The sequence below is a fragment of the Pseudonocardia petroleophila genome (assembly GCF_014235185.1).
Taxonomy (GTDB): Bacteria; Actinomycetota; Actinomycetes; order Mycobacteriales; family Pseudonocardiaceae; genus Pseudonocardia; species Pseudonocardia petroleophila.
Genome location: NZ_CP060131.1, coordinates 716,313 through 732,198, shown reverse-complemented (window position 1 = coordinate 732,198; position 15,886 = coordinate 716,313). Strand labels below are relative to the sequence as shown.

19 protein-coding genes are annotated in these 15,886 nt (G+C 74.7%); 13 read left to right on the top strand and 6 right to left on the bottom strand.

The genetic code is table 11. The features are described 5' to 3' along the window. Positions 1-5: 5 nt before the first annotated feature. A complete protein-coding gene (locus tag H6H00_RS03595; RefSeq protein WP_185719948.1) occupies positions 6-1,196 on the top strand; it encodes an MFS transporter in 1,191 nt (396 codons plus the stop codon). Here the strand turns inward: H6H00_RS03595 and H6H00_RS03590 are convergent. The 3 genes from H6H00_RS03590 to H6H00_RS03580 are packed head-to-tail and all read right to left on the bottom strand — an operon-like array spanning position 1,193 to position 3,622. Continuing rightward, complete coding sequence (locus H6H00_RS03590; protein ID WP_255425556.1) at positions 1,193-2,146, bottom strand: CHAD domain-containing protein; 954 nt, start codon at positions 2,144-2,146, stop codon at positions 1,193-1,195. The two genes, H6H00_RS03595 and H6H00_RS03590, sit on opposite strands and share 4 nt — an antisense overlap. Positions 2,147-2,157: 11 nt before the next feature. Next, on the bottom strand, positions 2,158-3,099 hold the full coding sequence (dapD, locus tag H6H00_RS03585) for a 2,3,4,5-tetrahydropyridine-2,6-dicarboxylate N-succinyltransferase (RefSeq protein WP_185719947.1): 942 nt from the start codon (positions 3,097-3,099) through the stop codon (positions 2,158-2,160). 25 nt (positions 3,100-3,124) lie between these two features. Next, entirely contained in the window at positions 3,125-3,622 is a 498-nt protein-coding gene (locus tag H6H00_RS03580) for a helix-turn-helix domain-containing protein (protein ID WP_185719946.1), read from the bottom strand. Positions 3,623-4,527: 905 nt separating this feature from the next. Between H6H00_RS03580 and dapE the strand changes: the two genes are divergently transcribed. From dapE to H6H00_RS03535, 9 genes are all read left to right on the top strand, one after another. After that, positions 4,528-5,589 carry a succinyl-diaminopimelate desuccinylase gene (gene dapE / locus H6H00_RS03575; RefSeq protein ID WP_255425555.1) on the top strand — a complete coding sequence of 354 codons (1,062 nt, stop codon included), beginning with the start codon at positions 4,528-4,530 and terminating at the stop codon, positions 5,587-5,589. Between the two features lie 37 nt (positions 5,590-5,626). Beyond that, positions 5,627-6,391, top strand: coding sequence for an LOG family protein (locus tag H6H00_RS03570; protein WP_185719944.1), 765 nt, complete (start codon positions 5,627-5,629; stop codon positions 6,389-6,391). After that, the gene (locus H6H00_RS03565; RefSeq protein ID WP_185719943.1) at positions 6,391-6,951 is read left to right on the top strand and encodes an LOG family protein; all 561 of its coding nucleotides are present in this window, start codon (positions 6,391-6,393) and stop codon (positions 6,949-6,951) included. The genes H6H00_RS03570 and H6H00_RS03565 overlap by 1 nt, the downstream gene beginning before the upstream one ends. A 44-nt stretch (positions 6,952-6,995) precedes the next feature. Further along, positions 6,996-7,808, top strand: a complete 813-nt coding sequence (gene folP, locus H6H00_RS03560) for a dihydropteroate synthase (RefSeq protein ID WP_185722133.1) — start codon at positions 6,996-6,998, stop codon at positions 7,806-7,808. A 7-nt stretch (positions 7,809-7,815) separates the two neighbouring features. Then, positions 7,816-8,775: a glucosyl-3-phosphoglycerate synthase gene (locus H6H00_RS03555; protein WP_185719942.1), complete on the top strand. Its 960-nt coding sequence runs from the start codon at positions 7,816-7,818 to the stop codon at positions 8,773-8,775. Further along, positions 8,760-9,125: a DivIVA domain-containing protein gene (locus tag H6H00_RS03550; protein ID WP_185719941.1), complete on the top strand. Its 366-nt coding sequence runs from the start codon at positions 8,760-8,762 to the stop codon at positions 9,123-9,125. The genes H6H00_RS03555 and H6H00_RS03550 overlap by 16 nt, the downstream gene beginning before the upstream one ends. After that, positions 9,122-9,607 carry an SRPBCC family protein gene (locus tag H6H00_RS03545; protein ID WP_185719940.1) on the top strand — a complete coding sequence of 162 codons (486 nt, stop codon included), beginning with the start codon at positions 9,122-9,124 and terminating at the stop codon, positions 9,605-9,607. The genes H6H00_RS03550 and H6H00_RS03545 overlap by 4 nt, the downstream gene beginning before the upstream one ends. After that, complete coding sequence (locus H6H00_RS03540) at positions 9,600-10,187, top strand: DNA-3-methyladenine glycosylase I (RefSeq protein ID WP_185719939.1); 588 nt, start codon at positions 9,600-9,602, stop codon at positions 10,185-10,187. The genes H6H00_RS03545 and H6H00_RS03540 overlap by 8 nt, the downstream gene beginning before the upstream one ends. Positions 10,188-10,302: 115 nt before the next feature. Continuing rightward, positions 10,303-10,470 (top strand): DUF3117 domain-containing protein, encoded by a 168-nt coding sequence (locus H6H00_RS03535; protein ID WP_084211001.1) that lies wholly within the window; start codon positions 10,303-10,305, stop codon positions 10,468-10,470. A 78-nt stretch (positions 10,471-10,548) separates the two neighbouring features. Here H6H00_RS03535 and glgA read toward each other — a convergent pair whose 3' ends face one another. After that, positions 10,549-11,709, bottom strand: coding sequence for a glycogen synthase (gene glgA / locus H6H00_RS03530; protein ID WP_185719938.1), 1,161 nt, complete (start codon positions 11,707-11,709; stop codon positions 10,549-10,551). Positions 11,710-11,822: 113 nt separating this feature from the next. Here glgA and glgC point away from each other — a divergent pair, with 113 nt between their 5' ends. Further along, a complete protein-coding gene (gene glgC, locus H6H00_RS03525; protein ID WP_185719937.1) occupies positions 11,823-13,082 on the top strand; it encodes a glucose-1-phosphate adenylyltransferase in 1,260 nt (419 codons plus the stop codon). A 54-nt stretch (positions 13,083-13,136) separates the two neighbouring features. On the opposite strand, the gene H6H00_RS03520 is transcribed toward glgC, so the two are convergent. Together H6H00_RS03520 and H6H00_RS03515 are read right to left on the bottom strand one after the other, a co-directional pair. Next, the gene (locus H6H00_RS03520) at positions 13,137-13,592 is read right to left on the bottom strand and encodes a DUF6918 family protein (RefSeq protein ID WP_185719936.1); all 456 of its coding nucleotides are present in this window, start codon (positions 13,590-13,592) and stop codon (positions 13,137-13,139) included. Between the two features lie 96 nt (positions 13,593-13,688). Then, complete coding sequence (locus tag H6H00_RS03515; RefSeq protein ID WP_185719935.1) at positions 13,689-14,336, bottom strand: O-methyltransferase; 648 nt, start codon at positions 14,334-14,336, stop codon at positions 13,689-13,691. Between the two features lie 217 nt (positions 14,337-14,553). On the opposite strand from H6H00_RS03515, the gene sigE reads away from it, so the two are divergent. Continuing rightward, positions 14,554-15,189, top strand: coding sequence for an RNA polymerase sigma factor SigE (gene sigE, locus H6H00_RS03510; RefSeq protein ID WP_185719934.1), 636 nt, complete (start codon positions 14,554-14,556; stop codon positions 15,187-15,189). Further along, a complete protein-coding gene (locus tag H6H00_RS03505; RefSeq protein WP_185719933.1) occupies positions 15,186-15,842 on the top strand; it encodes an anti-sigma factor in 657 nt (218 codons plus the stop codon). Before sigE ends, H6H00_RS03505 begins: the two co-directional genes overlap by 4 nt. Positions 15,843-15,886 lie beyond the last annotated feature (44 nt).

The window sequence follows — 15,886 nt, the reverse complement described above, 5'->3', positions numbered from 1 at the left end:
ACCCGATGAGCACCGTGACCCGACCCGCGGCGGTGCGGCCGTGGGTGGTCCTCCTCGGCCTGCTCGCGCTGGCCGCGAACCTCCGCGCGTCGCTGGCCGGATACCCGCCACTGCTCGAGACCGTGCGCGCCGAGCTGGGCACGTCCGCGGGGGTCGCCGGGCTGGTGCAGGCCGGGGCCGTGCTGATGATGGGCGCCGGGTCGTTCGCCGGGCCCGCGGTCGGCGCCCGGTTCGGCCGGGAGCGCGCGCTCGGCGGGGCGGTGGGGCTGGTCGCGCTGGGCGGGGTGCTGCGCGGGATCCCGCAGCTGTGGGCGCTGATCGGCGGCAGCCTGGTCGTCGGCGCGGGGATCGGGCTGGCCGGCGTGCTGATCTCCGGGGTCGTCAAGGAGCACCTGGCGGAGCGCGCCGGGGTGGCGACCGGCGGGTACGTCGTCTCGATGATGGTCGGGGCCACCGTCGCCAGTGCCGTCGCCGTACCGCTGTCGGTGGCGCTGGGCGGCTGGTCGTTCTCGCTGGCGGTGTGGGCGGTGCCCGCGGTGCTCGCCGTCGCGGTCTGGACGCCGATCGCGCGGCGCGTCCCGGTACCCCGGCGCAGCGGTGACCGCACGCTGCTGCCGTGGCGCGACCCGTTCACCCGGCTCACGGCCTGCTACCAGGCCGGCACCTCGGTCATGTTCTACGGCTGGCTGACCTGGCTCGCGCCCTATTACGAGGGCCAGGGCTGGAGCCCGACGCAGGCCGGACTGCTCCTCGCGGTGTGGAGCGTGACCCAGATCCCGGCCGCGCTGCTCGCTCCCGCCCTCGCCGAGCGGCGCCGCCGCTGGCGGTTCTGGGCGATGCTGACGCTGGCCTGCGGGCTGCTCGGCACCATCGGGGCGGCGGTCCTGCCGATGCCCCCGCTGCTCGGCCCGTGGATCTGGGTCGTGCTGATGGGCATCGGCGTCGGCGCGGGGTTCCCGCTGGGGCTCACGGTGATCGCGTGGCGCACCCCGGACGGCGCGGCGAGCGCCGCCACCAGCGGGTTCGCCCTGGGCGTCGGCTACACAGCGGCCGGCCTCGCCCCGCTGCTGATGGGCGTGCTGCTGGACGTGACGGGCCGGTACCCGGCCGCGATCGCGGTGCTGCTCGCGGCCGGGGCGCTGCAGGCCTTCGCGATCGTGAGGATCGGCGACCGGCCCCGCGGTGACGACGGCTAGAGATCGACCGCCGCGACCTTCTCCCACGCCGGCCACCACTCGGCGCGCTTGGCCTCGGCCCGGGTGCGCTCGCGTTCCACCAGCCGGCCCGCGACGAACACGACGTAGGCGTCGGGCTCGTCGCCGAGCCCGTCGAGGAGCTCGCGGATGCGGGTCTCGGCGACGCACGCGTCCTGGTGGTCGCCCAGCACCTCCTGCAGCTCCTCGGTGGCCCCGAGCAGCTCCTTGATCGCCTTGCCGGTCGGGGTGCCGCGGAACGCGGGCTGCACGAGCTCGCCGGTGTAGCGCACCCGCTTGCCGTGGATGCGCAGGGCGTGCAGCACCTCGTCGGGCGGGTCCTCCCCGGCCCTGCGCACCGCCTTCGCCATCCTGGCGGCCTCGGCGCGGATGAGGTCGATCAGCTCGGGCTGGGCCTGCGTCGCCGACGGCGTCGGCAGCGGCAGCCGGATCGCGTCGGCGATGCGCTCCACCAGCGCGAGGTAGCGCGGCGCGTCGAGCGCCGTGAGCATCTCGGCCCGGGCCGCGACGTGCTCGGCCTCCAGCGCGGCGACGAGCACCTGCCCGGCGTCCTGCTCGGCGGCGGGCAGCGCGGCGACCTCCCCGCGCAGGCGCAGCAGCATGACGTCGAGGTCGCGGACGGGCCCGAGCGCACCGCCGAGCCAGCCCAGCTCGGCGCGCAGCCCGTCGCCCCATGCCGGGTCGAGCAGCGGACGGGCGGCCTTGAGCGCGGCCCGCATCCGCCGCACCGACACCCGCATCTGGTGCAGGTCCTCGATGTCCTCGCCGGTGCGGGTGCCCGGGTCGTGCTTCAGCAGGGCGCGCAGGCGCAGGTCGAGGGCGGCGCGGACGTGGTGCGGCGGGGCGTCCGACGGCGCCGCCGTGAGCGGGGCGGGCAGGTCGAACGCCTCGATCGACATCGGACGGGAGCGGCGGGGAGCGGCGGTGGGCACGGCGGGAGAGCCTAGTTCGCGTGCAGGGCCGAGTTGAGCGCGATGCCCTCGCCCGTGCGGGGGAGGACCTCGACGGCGCCGGACACCGAGTTGCGCCGGAAGAGCAGGCCGTCCTGGCCGGACAGCGTGCGCGCGGCCGCCGTGGAGCCGTCGGGCAGCGTGACCTTGGTGCCCGCGGTGACGTACAGACCGGCCTCCACGACGCAGTCGTCGCCGAGGGAGATGCCGATGCCCGCGTTCGCGCCGAGCAGGCAGCGCCGCCCGATGGAGACGACCTCCTTGCCGCCGCCGGACAGCGTCCCCATGATCGAGGCGCCGCCGCCGACGTCGGACCCGTCGCCGACGACCACGCCCGCGGAGATCCGGCCCTCCACCATCGACGAGCCGAGGGTGCCCGCGTTGAAGTTGACGAACCCCTCGTGCATGACGGTGGTGCCCTCGGCCAGGTGCGCGCCCAGGCGGACCCGGTCGGCGTCGGCGATGCGGACGCCGGTCGGGACCACGTAGTCGACCATCCGCGGGAACTTGTCGACGCCGTAGACGGTGACCGGGCGGCGGGCGCGCATCCGCATCCGGGCCAGCTCGAAGCCGGGCACCGCGCACGGGCCGCGGTCGGTCCACACGACGTTGGCGAGCAGCCCGAACTGGCCGTCGAGGTTGACCTCGTGCGGCGCGACCAGCCGGTGGCTGAGCAGGTGCAGGCGCAGGTAGACGTCGGAGGCGTCGACGGGCGGGTCGGCGAGCGAGTCGATCACGGTGCGGACGACGACGGTGCGCACCCCGCGGGCGTCGTCGACCCCGGCCATGGGCTCGAGGTCGGTGGCGACGTCGGTGGCGTCGGGACCGAGGGCGGGGGCGGGGTACCAGGTGTCGAGGACCGTGCCCGCGTCGTCGTCGGTGACGGTGGCCAGGCCGGTGCCGGAAGCGCCCTCGCGGCGCGGTGCGGTGCTCACGGCGCAGACGCTATCCCGCGGGTGATCACCAGAGGTCGGGGTGTCGGCGCTGCCACTCGCGGGCGGTGGGGGGCGGCGGCCGGTGGCGCTGCTGGGCGACCCGGACCTCCCACACCGATCGCGCGCGCTGCGCGTCGCGCCTGCGTCGGTCGCGGCGGAAGGTCTCCGGCGGCCGGCTCAGGCCGTACCGGTCGCCCCACCACTCGCCGGGGCGGGGGTCCAGGACCGTGTCGAGGTGGGCGGGGTAACGGCGGTCGGCACCGTCGCGCAGGTCGTCGCGGTGGTCGAGCATCGGCCGGACGACGTGCCCGTCCGGGTCGATCGCGACGAGGGCGAGGTCGGCCACGGCGAGCAGCCGCGTCAGGGTGCCGATGCTCGGCGCGAGGCTCCCCGCCTCGATCCGCCCGACCGTCGACGGCGACAGCCCCGCCCGCTCGGCGAGCTCGCGCTGCGAGCAGTCGGCCCGCCTGCGGGCGGCCCGCACGAGCCCGATCGGATGGAAGTCGTCGGGGCCCCAGACCATGACGCCGATGGTCCGCACCCCACGGCCGACCGACAACCCCCCGCCGCCCGACCTGTGGACAACCGCCCCGCTCCCGGTCCTGTCGACCCTCCTTGTGGACAACTCGGGGGAGCGCTGCCCCACGGGAGCCGGCGTCCGGCGCGGGGGTCGCCTCGGGTGAACGGGTGCGGGGAACCGGATGCGCGGCGGGCGAACGGGTGGCTACCGATCGACGGCGGATCGGGGCCGGTGGGGCCCGGGGGTGATCCGGCGGGCCGGGCGACCCCGCGGGCCGGGCGATCCGGCTGGCGGGTCGATGGGGCAGGCGAGCTGACCCGGCGGGCGCGGCGATCGGGCTGGCGTGGTGGCCCGGCTGGCGAGGTGGCCCGGCTGGCGAGGTGGCCCGGATGGCGGGCGGGCTGACCGGGCCGACGTTGCCGGCGCACGGGTGTCTCGGCATGGACGCTTTGCTCTGCTTACCCATACGCACCGGTCGCCGAGTCCGTTGCGTATGGGTAAGCAGAGCAAAGCGGAGGTGCTCCGACACCCTCGTTCCGTCCGTCCGTCCGTCCGTCCGTCCGTCCGTCCGTCCGTCCGTCCGTCCGGTCCGGTGCCGCCGACCTGTCCCGTGCCGGTCGCGTCCCGGCCGGCGTCGGCCGACCCATGCGGTCGACCGCGGCGAAGTCCGGTGCCTCCGCCCACTGCGTCGCTGCTCGCGCCGGCCCGCGGCGCTCGGCCCGTCGCGCGTCGGCTCGCTGTCCGCCCGCCCGTCGTGTGTCTTCCGTGGGCGGTGGTGTCCGGACCGGCGTGGCGGCCGTGCCGGCCGGGTCGCATCCGCCGCGTCGCGGCCGCCGGCCGGGGGCGGCCGAGCCGTGTCCACCGCGCCGGGGCGGCGGGGTGGGGGGCGTTCTGTAGCGTCGCCGGTCGTGACCCGCCTCGACCTCACCGCCTCACCCGTCGACCTGTGTGCCGCGCTCGTCGACGTGCCCAGCGTCTCCGGCGACGAGGGTGGGCTCGCCGATGCGGTGGAGGCGGCGCTGCGGGAGCAGGCGCCGCACCTGGAGGTGCTGCGCACCGGGGACGCCGTGCTCGCGCGCACGCACCTCGGCCGGGGGGACCGGGTGCTGCTGGCCGGGCACCTCGACACCGTCCCGATCGCCGACAACCTGCCGAGCCACCGCGACGGCCACCTGCTCTACGGCTGCGGCACCTCGGACATGAAGGCGGGCGACGCCGCCTTCCTGCACCTCGCAGGCACGCTCCCGACGCCGCGGCACGACCTCACCTTCGTGTTCTACGACTGTGAGGAGGTGGAGGCCGAGCGGAACGGGCTGGGTCGGATCGAGCGCGAGCACCGGGACTGGCTCGTCGCCGACCTCGCGATCCTCGGCGAGCCCACGAACGTCGGCGTCGAGGCGGGGTGCCAGGGCACGCTCCGCGCGGAGATCTCCACCACCGGGCGCCGCGCGCACTCGGCCCGGTCGTGGCTGGGCGACAACGCCATCCACAACGCCACCCCGGTGCTGCAGCGCCTCGCCGCCTACACCGCCCGCGACGTCGACATCGACGGCTGCGTCTACCGCGAGGGGCTGCAGGCCGTCCGGATCGCGGGCGGGGTCGCGGGCAACGTCGTGCCGGACGCGTGCGTCGTCACCGTCAACTTCCGCTTCGCCCCCGACCGCGACGCCGCGGCGGCGGAGAAGCACGTCCGCGAGGTGTTCGACGGGTTCGAGCTGGTGATCACCGACCTGTCCCCGGGGGCGCTGCCCGGGCTGACGGTCCCGGCCGCCGCGGAGTTCATCGCCGCCACCGGCGCCGCGCCGAGCGCGAAGTACGGCTGGACCGACGTCTCGCGCTTCGCCGCGCTCGGCATCCCCGCGCTCAACTACGGCCCCGGCGACCCGAACCTCGCGCACACCCGCGAGGAGAACGTCGACACCCGCCAGATCACCGAGGCGGTCGGGGTGCTCCGCCGCTTCCTGTCCTGACGCAGCCCGGTGGGAGCGCCTCACTACCCTGACGGACATGACAGGCCGTGGGGACCAGCGCCCCGAGGAGAAGCAGAGGGGCCCCGTCGTGCTGCGCGGCGAGCGGCGGTACGAGCCCACCACCACCGACCAGCGCCTGCTCGACTCGCGCGGTCCGAGCGACTGGGTCCACACCGACCCGTGGCGCGTCATGCGGATCCAGGCCGAGTTCGTCGAGGGCTTCGGGATGCTCGCCGAGCTGCCCCGCGCCGTCACGGTCTTCGGCTCGGCCCGCACCCCGCGCGACCACATCGAGTACGCCCAGGGCCGCGCGCTGGGCACCGCGCTCGCCGAGGCGGGCTACGCGGTGATCACCGGTGGCGGGCCGGGCGCGATGGAGGCCGCCAACAAGGGGTGCTCGGAGGCGGGCGGGCTCAGCGTCGGGCTGGGCATCGAGCTGCCCTTCGAGCAGGGACTCAACGACTGGGTCGACCTCGGCATCAACTTCCGCTACTTCTTCGCCCGCAAGACGATGTTCGTGAAGTACTCGCAGGCGTTCGTCTGCCTGCCCGGCGGTTTCGGCACCCTCGACGAGCTGTTCGAGGCGCTGACGCTGGTGCAGACGAAGAAGGTCACCAAGTTCCCGGTCGTGCTGCTGGGCACCGACTACTGGGGCGGGCTCTACGACTGGATCGCCAAGACCGTGCTGGAGAACGGCAAGGTCGGCGAGAAGGACATCAAGCTGCTGCACCTCACCGACGACGTCGACGACGCCGTGCGGGTGGTGCACGAGGCCTACAAGGCGTGGGAGGACGCGCACTAGTGAAGGTGTGCGTGTACTGCGCGTCCATCGAGACCATCCCGGAGCACTACCCCGCACTGGCCGCCGACGTCGGCCGGGAGATCGCCGCGCGCGGCTGGGAGCTCGTCTCCGGGGGCGGGCTGCGCTCGATGATGGGTGCGGTCGCCACGGCCGCCCGGGCCGGCGGGGCCCGCACGACCGGCGTCATCCCGCGGTCGATGGTCGAGCGCGAGTGGGCCGACCTCGACTCCGACGAGCTGCTGGTCACCGAGACCATGCGTGAGCGCAAGGCCCTCATGGAGGCCCGTGCCGACGCGTTCCTCGCCCTGCCCGGCGGGCTCGGCACCTGCGAGGAGCTGTTCGAGGTGTGGACGTCGGGCTACCTCGGCATGCACGGCAAGCCCGTCGTCCTGCTCGACCCCGACGGCCACTGGACGGGCCTGCTCGACTGGGTCCGCGGCCTCGGCGAGCGCGGCTTCGTCACGCCCGACGCGATCGCCCGGCTCGTCGTCACCACCGACGTCGCGGCCGCGCTGGACGCCTGCGGGGCGGGCGTGCCCGTGCCACCATCGACCGTGTGATCCGCTTCGGCACCCGCGAGCCCGCCCAGGACCGGGCGCTGGTGATGGCGATCGTCAACCGCACGCCCGACTCCTTCTACGACCGCGGAGCCACGTTCTCCGACGACGCCGCGATGGCCAAGGTCGACGCGGCGGTCGCCGAGGGGGCCGACATCGTCGACATCGGCGGCGTCAAGGCCGGGCCGGGCGACGAGGTGGACGCCGCGGAGGAGATCCGCCGCGTGATCCCGTTCGTCGCGGCCGTCCGCGACCGCCACCCCGACGTGGTGATCAGCGTCGACACCTGGCGCGGCGAGGTCGGCAAGCTCGCCGTCGCCGAGGGGGCCGACCTGCTCAACGACACCTGGGCCGGCGCCGACCCGACCCTCGGCGAGGTCGCGGCGGGCACCGGGGCCGGGATCGTCTGCTCCCACACCGGGGGAGCGGTGCCGCGCCGCCGCCCGCACCGGGTGCGCTACGCCGACGTGGTGGCCGACGTCCTCGCCGACGTCGTCGGGCAGGCCGAGGACCTCGTCGCGCGGGGGGTGCCGCGCGAAGGGATCCTCATCGACCCCACCCACGACTTCGGCAAGAACACCTTCCACGGCCTGACGCTGCTGCGCCGCGTCGACGAGCTGGTGGCCACCGGCTGGCCCGTGCTGATGGCCCTGTCCAACAAGGACTTCGTCGGCGAGGCGCTCGGCGTGGAGCTGCACGAGCGGCTGGAGGGCACCCTCGCCGCCACCACCCTCGCCGCCGCGGCCGGGTGCCGGGTGTTCCGCGCCCACGAGGTCGCCGCGACCCGACGTACGGTGGACATGGTCGCGGCCATCGCGGGCACCCGCCCGCCGGTGCGCACCGTGCGCGCCCTCGCGTAGGAGAAGCATGCAGCCCACCGCCGAGGCCTGGTTCGCCCGCCGCACCTGGCAGGAGCCGGCGTGGACGGTCGACGAGCTGGTGGCCGCGAAGGCCGGTCGCCGCGTGTCGGTCGTGCTGCCCGCGCTCGACGAGGAAGAGACGGTCGGCGCGATCGTCGCCGCCATCCTGCCGCTCACGACGGGCGCCGCCCCGCTGGTCGACGAGCTGGTCGTCGTCGACTCCGGGTCGACCGACCGCACCGTGGAGCGCGCCGCCGCGGCCGGGGCCCGCGTCGTGCACCGCGCCGACGTCCTGCCGGAGCTGGAGCCGCTGCCGGGCAAGGGCGAGGTGCTGTGGCGCTCGCTCGCCGCCACCGACGGCGACGTGGTCTGCTTCCTCGACTCCGACCTCGTCGACTTCGACGCCGCGTTCGTGCCCGCCCTGCTCGGCCCGCTGCTGGCCGAGCGGGGGGTCGCGCTGGTGAAGGGCTTCTACCGACGCCCGCTGCGGATGGAGACCACGCAGGCCGACACCGGAGGGGGCCGGGTGACCGAGCTGGTGGCGCGCCCGCTGCTGGCCGCGCTGAGGCCCGAGCTGTCCGGGATCGTGCAGCCCCTCGGCGGCGAGTACGCGGCGACCCGCGCGCTGCTGGAGTCCGTCCCGTTCGCCACGGGGTACGGCGTGGAGATCGGGCTGCTGCTCGACACGCACTCCCGCCTCGGACTCGACGCGCTCGCCCAGGTCAACCTCGGCGTCCGCAAGCACCGCAACCGGTCGCTGCTGCAGCTCGGCGTCATGTCGCGGCAGATCGTGGCGGCCGCGCTCTCGCGCTGCGGCCTGCCCGACCCCGGCGGCGAGCTGACGCAGTTCGTCCAGGTCGGCGGCGAGTGGTTCCCGTCGACGTCCGACGCGCCCGTCGCGGAACGCCCGCCGATGGCCGCGGTGTCGGGGCCCCGTGGTTCCATCTCGGGGTGGGGACCGCGCTGATCTACCTGTTCGTCGTCGTGCTCGTCGCGGCGGCGTTCTTCGGGGTGGCCGCGTTCGTGTTCGGCCGCGGCGAGGAGCTGGCGCCGCTCGCCCCCGACGCCACGCCCACCCGCCTGCCGTCGGGGGAGATCGCCGGGGAGCACGTGCGCGAGCTGCGCTTCCCGCAGGCCGTGCGCGGCTACCGGATGACCGAGGTCGACTGGGTGCTCGACCGGCTGGCCGAGGAGCTCGACCGCATCGGCGCCGAGCGCGACGGCCTGCTCGGTCGCGTCGCCGAGCTGGAGGACGCCCGGGCGCGGCAGCCGAGCCCGAGCGGCGACGACCGCGGCCTGGGAGGATCGGCGTCATGAGCAACAGGGTCGAACTGACCGTCCCCGTCGACGTCAACGCGCCCGCGGAGGCGGTGTGGCGCACCGTCACCGACTGGCCGGGCCAGGGCGACTGGATGCTCGGCACCCGCGTCGAGGTCGTCGGCGGGGGCGACGGCCGCGAGCTCGGCGCCTCTCTGCGGGCGGTCACCGGGATCGGGCCGCTCGGCGTCGCCGACACGATGGACATCGTGGAGTGGGACCCTCCGAAGCGCTGCGTCGTGCGGCACACCGGCAAGGTCGTGCAGGGCGACGGCGTGTTCGAGGTCGTCGAGCTGGGCCCCGAGCGCGCGCGCTTCCTGTGGACCGAGCTGCTCGACCTCCCGCTGGGACCGCTCGGCCGGGCGGGCTGGCCGCTGGTGCGCCCGGCCTTCCGCGCGGGCGTCGAGATGTCGCTGCGGAAGATGGCGCGGCAGTGTGAGGGCGAGTGGCGGCGCGAGCGGGAGCACCGCCGGGGTGCCTGACGACGGGGTCGCCGACGCCAGGGTCCGCTGCGCGTGGGCCGGGTCCGAGCCCGAGTACACCCGGTACCACGACGAGGAGTGGGGGCGGCCACTGCGCGGCGTCACCGCGATGTTCGAGCGGCTGAGCCTGGAGGGCTTCCAGTCCGGGCTGTCCTGGATCGTCGTCCTGCGCAAGCGCCCGGCGTTCCGCGCGGCGTTCGGGGACTTCGTCCCGGAGCGGGTCGCGCGGTTCGGTGACGACGACGTGGCGCGCCTGCTCGCCGACGCCGGCATCGTCCGCAACCGCTCCAAGATCGAGGCGACGATCGGCAACGCCCGCGCGGTGCTCGACCTCGACACCCCGCTCGACGACCTCCTGTGGTCCTTCGCCCCCGCCGAGCACGTCCGCCCGGCCACGTTCGCGGACGTCCCGGCGACCAGCCCGGAGTCCGTCGCGATGGCGAAGGAGCTCAAGCGGCGCGGGTTCCGGTTCGTCGGACCGACCACCTGCTACGCGCTGATGCAGGCCGCCGGACTGGTCGACGACCACGTCGCGGAGTGTTGGAGATCCGCTCCGCAGCGTGAACCTCGGGCGGATTGATCGCTCCGGTTGCGGCCCTGTCCCTCCGATGAGGAAAGATGTTCCCCAGCATCCCGTCCTGCGCTCTCCCCGGCGCAGCGGCGCCCTGCAGACACGATGACGGAGGGAGCAGGACATGGCGGCGATGAAGCCCCGTACCGGTGACGGTCCCCTGGAGGTGACCAAGGAGGGACGCGGCATTGTCATGCGCGTCCCGCTGGAGGGCGGTGGCCGCCTGGTCGTGGAGATGTCGGCCGAAGAGGCCAGCGACCTCGGCGACGCCCTCAAGGCCGCATCCGGCTGATCCGGACGGCCGGACCGACACGGCACCCGCACGCGAGGCTGCGTGGGGGTGCCGTTGGTCGTTCCAGGGCAGGAACGCTCAGAGCAGGGACCGGTAGATCTCCACGGTCCGGGCCGCGGCCTGCTCCCACGCGAACTCGCGCTCGGCGCGCGCCCGCCCGGCGGCGCCCATCGCGGCGGCGCGGGCCGGGTCGGCGAGCAGGGCGTTGACGGCGTCGGCGATCCCGGTGCGGAACGCGTCCTCGGCGTGCTGGTCGTAGTGCACCAGCGAGCCGGTCACCCCGTCGTCGACGACCTCGGGGATGCCGCCCACGTCGGACGCGACGACGGCCGTGCCGCACGCCATCGCCTCGAGGTTGACGATGCCCAGCGGCTCGTACACCGAGGGGCAGACGAACACCGTGGCCGCCGACAGCAGCTGCCGGATCTCCGCGGTGGGCAGCATCCGGCGGACCCACACCACGTCGCCGCGCGCCGCGGCGAGCTCGGCGACGGCCTTCTCGGTCTCCTCGGCGATCTCCGGGGTGTCGGGCGCGCCGGCGCAGAGCACGATCTGGGCCGCCGGGTCGATGCGGTGCGCGGCGGCGACGAGGTGCCCGAGACCCTTCTGCCGCGTGATCCGGCCGACGAACACGACGCTGGGCCGGTCGGGGTCGACGCCCGCGGCGCGGACGGCGTCGCGCCGCTCGTCGGGGTGGTAGAAGGCGGTGTCGATGCCGTTGTGCACCACGTGCACGCGCGCCGGGTCCAGCGCCGGGTAGCAGTCCAGGACGTCGGTGCGCATGCCCGCGCTGACCGCGATCACCGCGTCGGCGTACTCGTAGGACGTGCGCTCCACCCAGGAGGACAGCCGGTAGCCGCCGCCGAGCTGCTCGGCCTTCCACGGCCGGCGGGGCTCCAACGAGTGGGCGGTGACGACGTGCGGGGCGCCGTGCAGGATCTTCGCGAGGTGCCCGGCCATGTTGGCGTACCAGGTGTGCGAGTGCGCGATGTCGACGCCGTCGAGCGCGGCGACCATCGACAGGTCGACGCCGAGGGTCTGCAGCGCGGGGTTCGCCCCGGCGAGCGCCCCGGGTGCCCGGTGCGCCCGGGTGTGGACGGCGTCCGGACGGGGTTCCCCGAAGCAGTGGACATCGACGTCGATCAGGGCCCGCAGAGCCGGCACCAGGTGCTCGACATGGACCCCGGCCCCCCCGTAGACGTCGGGAGGGTATTCACGGGTGAGCAGTCCGATGCGCACGCCGTGCACCGTAGCCGCCCGGAGGGCTCCGCGGGCTGTCGTCCTGCGCACGGATCCAGATGTGGCCGGGCACGGTCCCGGGCCACTAGGCTCACCGACGTGATGCTGCGGGGATGGCTGCTGTGACGGGCGCTCGGCTCACGGCCGCGTCGCCCCGTGGCCTGCCGGCCAACGTGCTGGGCATCGTCCTGGCCGGTGGCGAGGGCAAGCGCCTGTGGCCGCTCACGGCCGACCGCGCGAAGCCGGCGGTCCCGTTCGGCGGCAACTACCGCCTGATCGACTTCGTGCTGTCCAACCTGGTCAACGCGGGCCTGCACCGCATCTGCGTGCTGACGCAGTACAAGTCGCACAGCCTCGACCGGCACATCTCCACGACCTGGCGCCTCTCGAGCGTCCTCGGGCAGTACATCACCACGGTGCCGGCGCAGCAGCGCCTCGGCCGCCGCTGGTACACCGGCAGCGCCGACGCGATCTTCCAGAGCCTCAACCTCGTCTACGACGAGCGGCCGGACTACATCGCGGTCTTCGGCGCCGACCACGTGTACCGCATGGACCCGAGCCAGATGATCACCCAGCACATCGAGAGCGGCGCGGGCGTCACCGTCGCCGGCATCCGGGTGCCGCGGGCGGAGGCGAAGGCGTTCGGCGTCATCAACTCCGACGAGTCCGGGAAGATCATCGAGTTCCTGGAGAAGCCGTCCGACCCGCCGTCGGTGCCCGACGACCCCGACGTCACCTTCGCGTCGATGGGCAACTACGTCTTCACCACCGAGGTGCTGCTCGAGGCGCTCAAGGCCGACGCCGAGGACGGCGACTCCGACCACGACATGGGCGGCGACATCATCCCGCGCCTGGTCGACGAGGGACAGGCCGCGGTCTACGACTTCGCGGAGAACGTGGTGCCCGGCGCCACCGACCGCGACTCGGGCTACTGGCGCGACGTCGGCACGATCGACGCCTACTACGAGGCGCACAACGACCTGTGGTCGGTGCACCCGATCTTCAACCTCTACAACGACCGCTGGCCCATCCGCACGGCCACCGCGCCGCTGCCGCCGGCGAAGTTCGTGGAGGGCGGCATCGCGCAGGACTCGATCGTCGGCTCCGGCACGATCATCTCCGGGGCGATCGTGCGCCGCTCGGTGATCAGCCCCAACGTCCTCGTGCACGCGGGGGCGGAGGTGTCGGACTCGGTGATCCTGCCCGGGGTCCGGATCGGGCGCGGGGCCGTGGTGCGCGGCGCGATCCTCGACAAGAACGTCAGCATCCCCGACGGCGCGCTGGTCGGCGTCGACCTGGCCACCGACCGGGCCCGCTACACCGTCAGCCCCGGCGGGGTCGTGGTGCTCGGCAAAGGCCTGACGGCGCTCTAGACACCCGTGCGCGGGGACCGCGGCCGGTGCCGCTGTCCCCGCGCACGAGGAGAATCAGACCGCGGTGCTCGCGTGCTGGTCGATCAGGCGGCCCAGGCGGGGCAGCGCCTCCTCGACGTTCTTCTGGCCCTGCGGGCGCAGCTTCGAGTAGACCTTCTTGACGGCGTCGGAGCTGCTGCCCTCGGCGCGCCGGTCGCTGACCGACAGCAGCGCGTTGGCGGCCTCGGCCGGACGGGCCGAGAGGTAGGCGCCGAAGTCGGTGCCCGCGCTCGCGCGGTAGTCGGCGTAGAACGGCTCCAGCGCGGTGGCGAAGTCGGGCAGCATCTTGTCGACCGCGTGGGTCACGATGCCCGGCTTGACCTTCTTGACCGTGGCGTACCCGGTCTTGATGACGGCGCCGGAGACACCGCCGGAGTCCGAGACCTCCTGGTCGACCAGCGTCTGGAGGTCCGTCACGACGGTGGGGCGCCGGGTCGGGTCCAGCAGGATGGCGTTGAGGGTCTGCGTCACGGGTGTGTCGTCCTTTCTGATCCACTCACCGAGGCATCTCGGCCGGGCAGGACGGTAATGCAAGATCCACTCCGTCACACGGGCGGGGGACCGTGATCAGGTGGCGACCACGGCGGCCAGCAGCCCGTCGCCCAGCGGCAGCAGGACCGGGACCAGCCGCTCGTCCTCCCGCACCTGGCGGGCGACCTCGCGCAGCGCGACGCTCGGCGCGTCGGCGGCGGCCGGGTCGGTGACCCCACCGGTGAGCACCCCGGCCAGCGCGACGACGCCGCCGGGGCGCAGCAGCCGCACGGCCTCGTCGAGGTAGCGCGGGTAGTCGACGGCGGCGGCGTCGACGAACACCAGGTCGTACCCGCCGTCGGTGAGCCGTGGCAGGACCTCCAGGCCCATGCCGTTGATCAGCCGCAGCCGTCCGGGGGCGTACCCGGCCGCGACGAACGCCGACCGGGCGACGCGCTGCGCCTCCGGGTCGACGTCGATCGAGGTGAGGACGCCGTCGACGGCCATCCCGCCGAGCAGCCACAGCCCGCTGACGCCCGCCCCGGTGCCGATCTCGACGACCGCGCGAGCGCCGATCGCGGCCGCGAGGAAGCGCAGGCCGACCCCGCAGCCGGGGCCGATCGGGGCGCAGCCGAGCGCGTCGCCGCGGGCCCGCGCGTCGCGGACGACGTCGTCCTCGGTGAGGTACCCCTCGACGTAGTCGCGGACGGCCCACGGGTAGCCGTCGTCCGGCCGGACGGTCATGGGAGGAGGTTACTGTGTGGTCGTTCCCACGACCGGGCGCTGCACCTTCACAGGTTCCTCTCAGTCGCTTCTCACCCCTCGTTCACAGAGGTGGGGCACCGTGGTGTCCAGATCGGCCGGGGTCGTCGGCCGGTGCACCGCAGATCGGGGAACTCCCCGGCCCCTGAGGACGTTGGCACGAGCAGCACGACCCGCGCCGAGAGGGTTCGAGAAGATCATGACCGACGGCCTGGCCACCGCCACAGCCCCGCAGCACACCGGAGCGGTGCTGCCCGGTGGGACGGTGCTGCCCGGCGAGGGTGCCCCGTGGACCCCGCCGACGTGGGACGAGGTCGTGCGCGAGCACGCGGACCGGGTCTACCGCCTCGCGTACCGCCTCACCGGCAACCCCCACGACGCGGAGGACCTCACCCAGGAGACGTTCGTCAGGGTGTTCCGCAACCTCGCGTCGTACCGGCCCGGCACGTTCGAGGGCTGGCTGCACCGGATCACCACCAACCTGTTCCTCGACATGGTCCGCCGCCGCGCGCGCATCCGCATGGAGGCGCTGCCCGACGACTCCGAGCGCATCCCCGGCCGCGGACCGGAGCCCGAGCAGGTGTTCTCCGACACCCACCTCGACCCGGCGCTGCAGTCCGCGCTCGACGAGCTGCCCCCCGAGTTCCGCGCCGCGGTCGTGCTCTGCGACGTGGAGGGGCTGTCCTACGAGGAGATCGGCGCCACGCTCGGCGTGAAGCTGGGTACGGTGCGGAGCAGGATCCACCGCGGCCGGGCCGCGCTGCGGGCCGCGATCGAGCGCGACCGGGCTGCGGCGGGGCACACCGCGGGCAGGCAGGAGGAGGTCGGGGCATGAGCGAACGTCGACTGTTCACGGTGAACACGTCCGACTGGGGTCAGACGCACCTCACGTCGGACGCCGTCGTGGCCTTCGTCGACGACGAGCTCGCCCGGCGCCCGCACGCCCGTGCCGTGCAGCACGTGGCCGCCTGCCCCGACTGCGCGGCGGAGGTCGTGGCCCAGCGCCAGGCCCGCACCGCCCTGCGCGGGGCCTCCTGTCCGTCCCTGCCGTCGTCGCTGCTGTCCGCGCTGCGCGCGATCCCGCAGGACACCGACCTCCCCGACGCGCCCGCCGGCCTGGCCGTCAGCACCGAGGGACAGCTGGTCTCGGTGCTGCGCGCCGACCCCGCCCCCGCCGCCCGGCCCCACCCGGCACCCGGTCGCACCGCGCCGGCGCCGCACGGGTTCCGCCCCGGGCGGCGCCTGCGGCTCGGCGCGGGTGTCGCCGCGGCGTCGGGCATCGCGATCGGCGCCCTCGCCTTCGGGGCCGCCGCCCTCCCGGCCGTCCCGGCCCCCACGACCGACCGCGGCGTCCTCGGCGGGTCGGTGCTCGGCCCGTCCGGCGCCGTGCCCGCCCGCCTGGGCCTCGACGCCTCGGCCGCGGGCGACGACGCCCGGCTCGGCGGCCTGCGCGCCCCGCGCACGTTCCTGCGCCACGGCCTGCGCTGACGCGCGGCACCGACCCTCCCGGGGCCCGGTACGCGGACTTCACC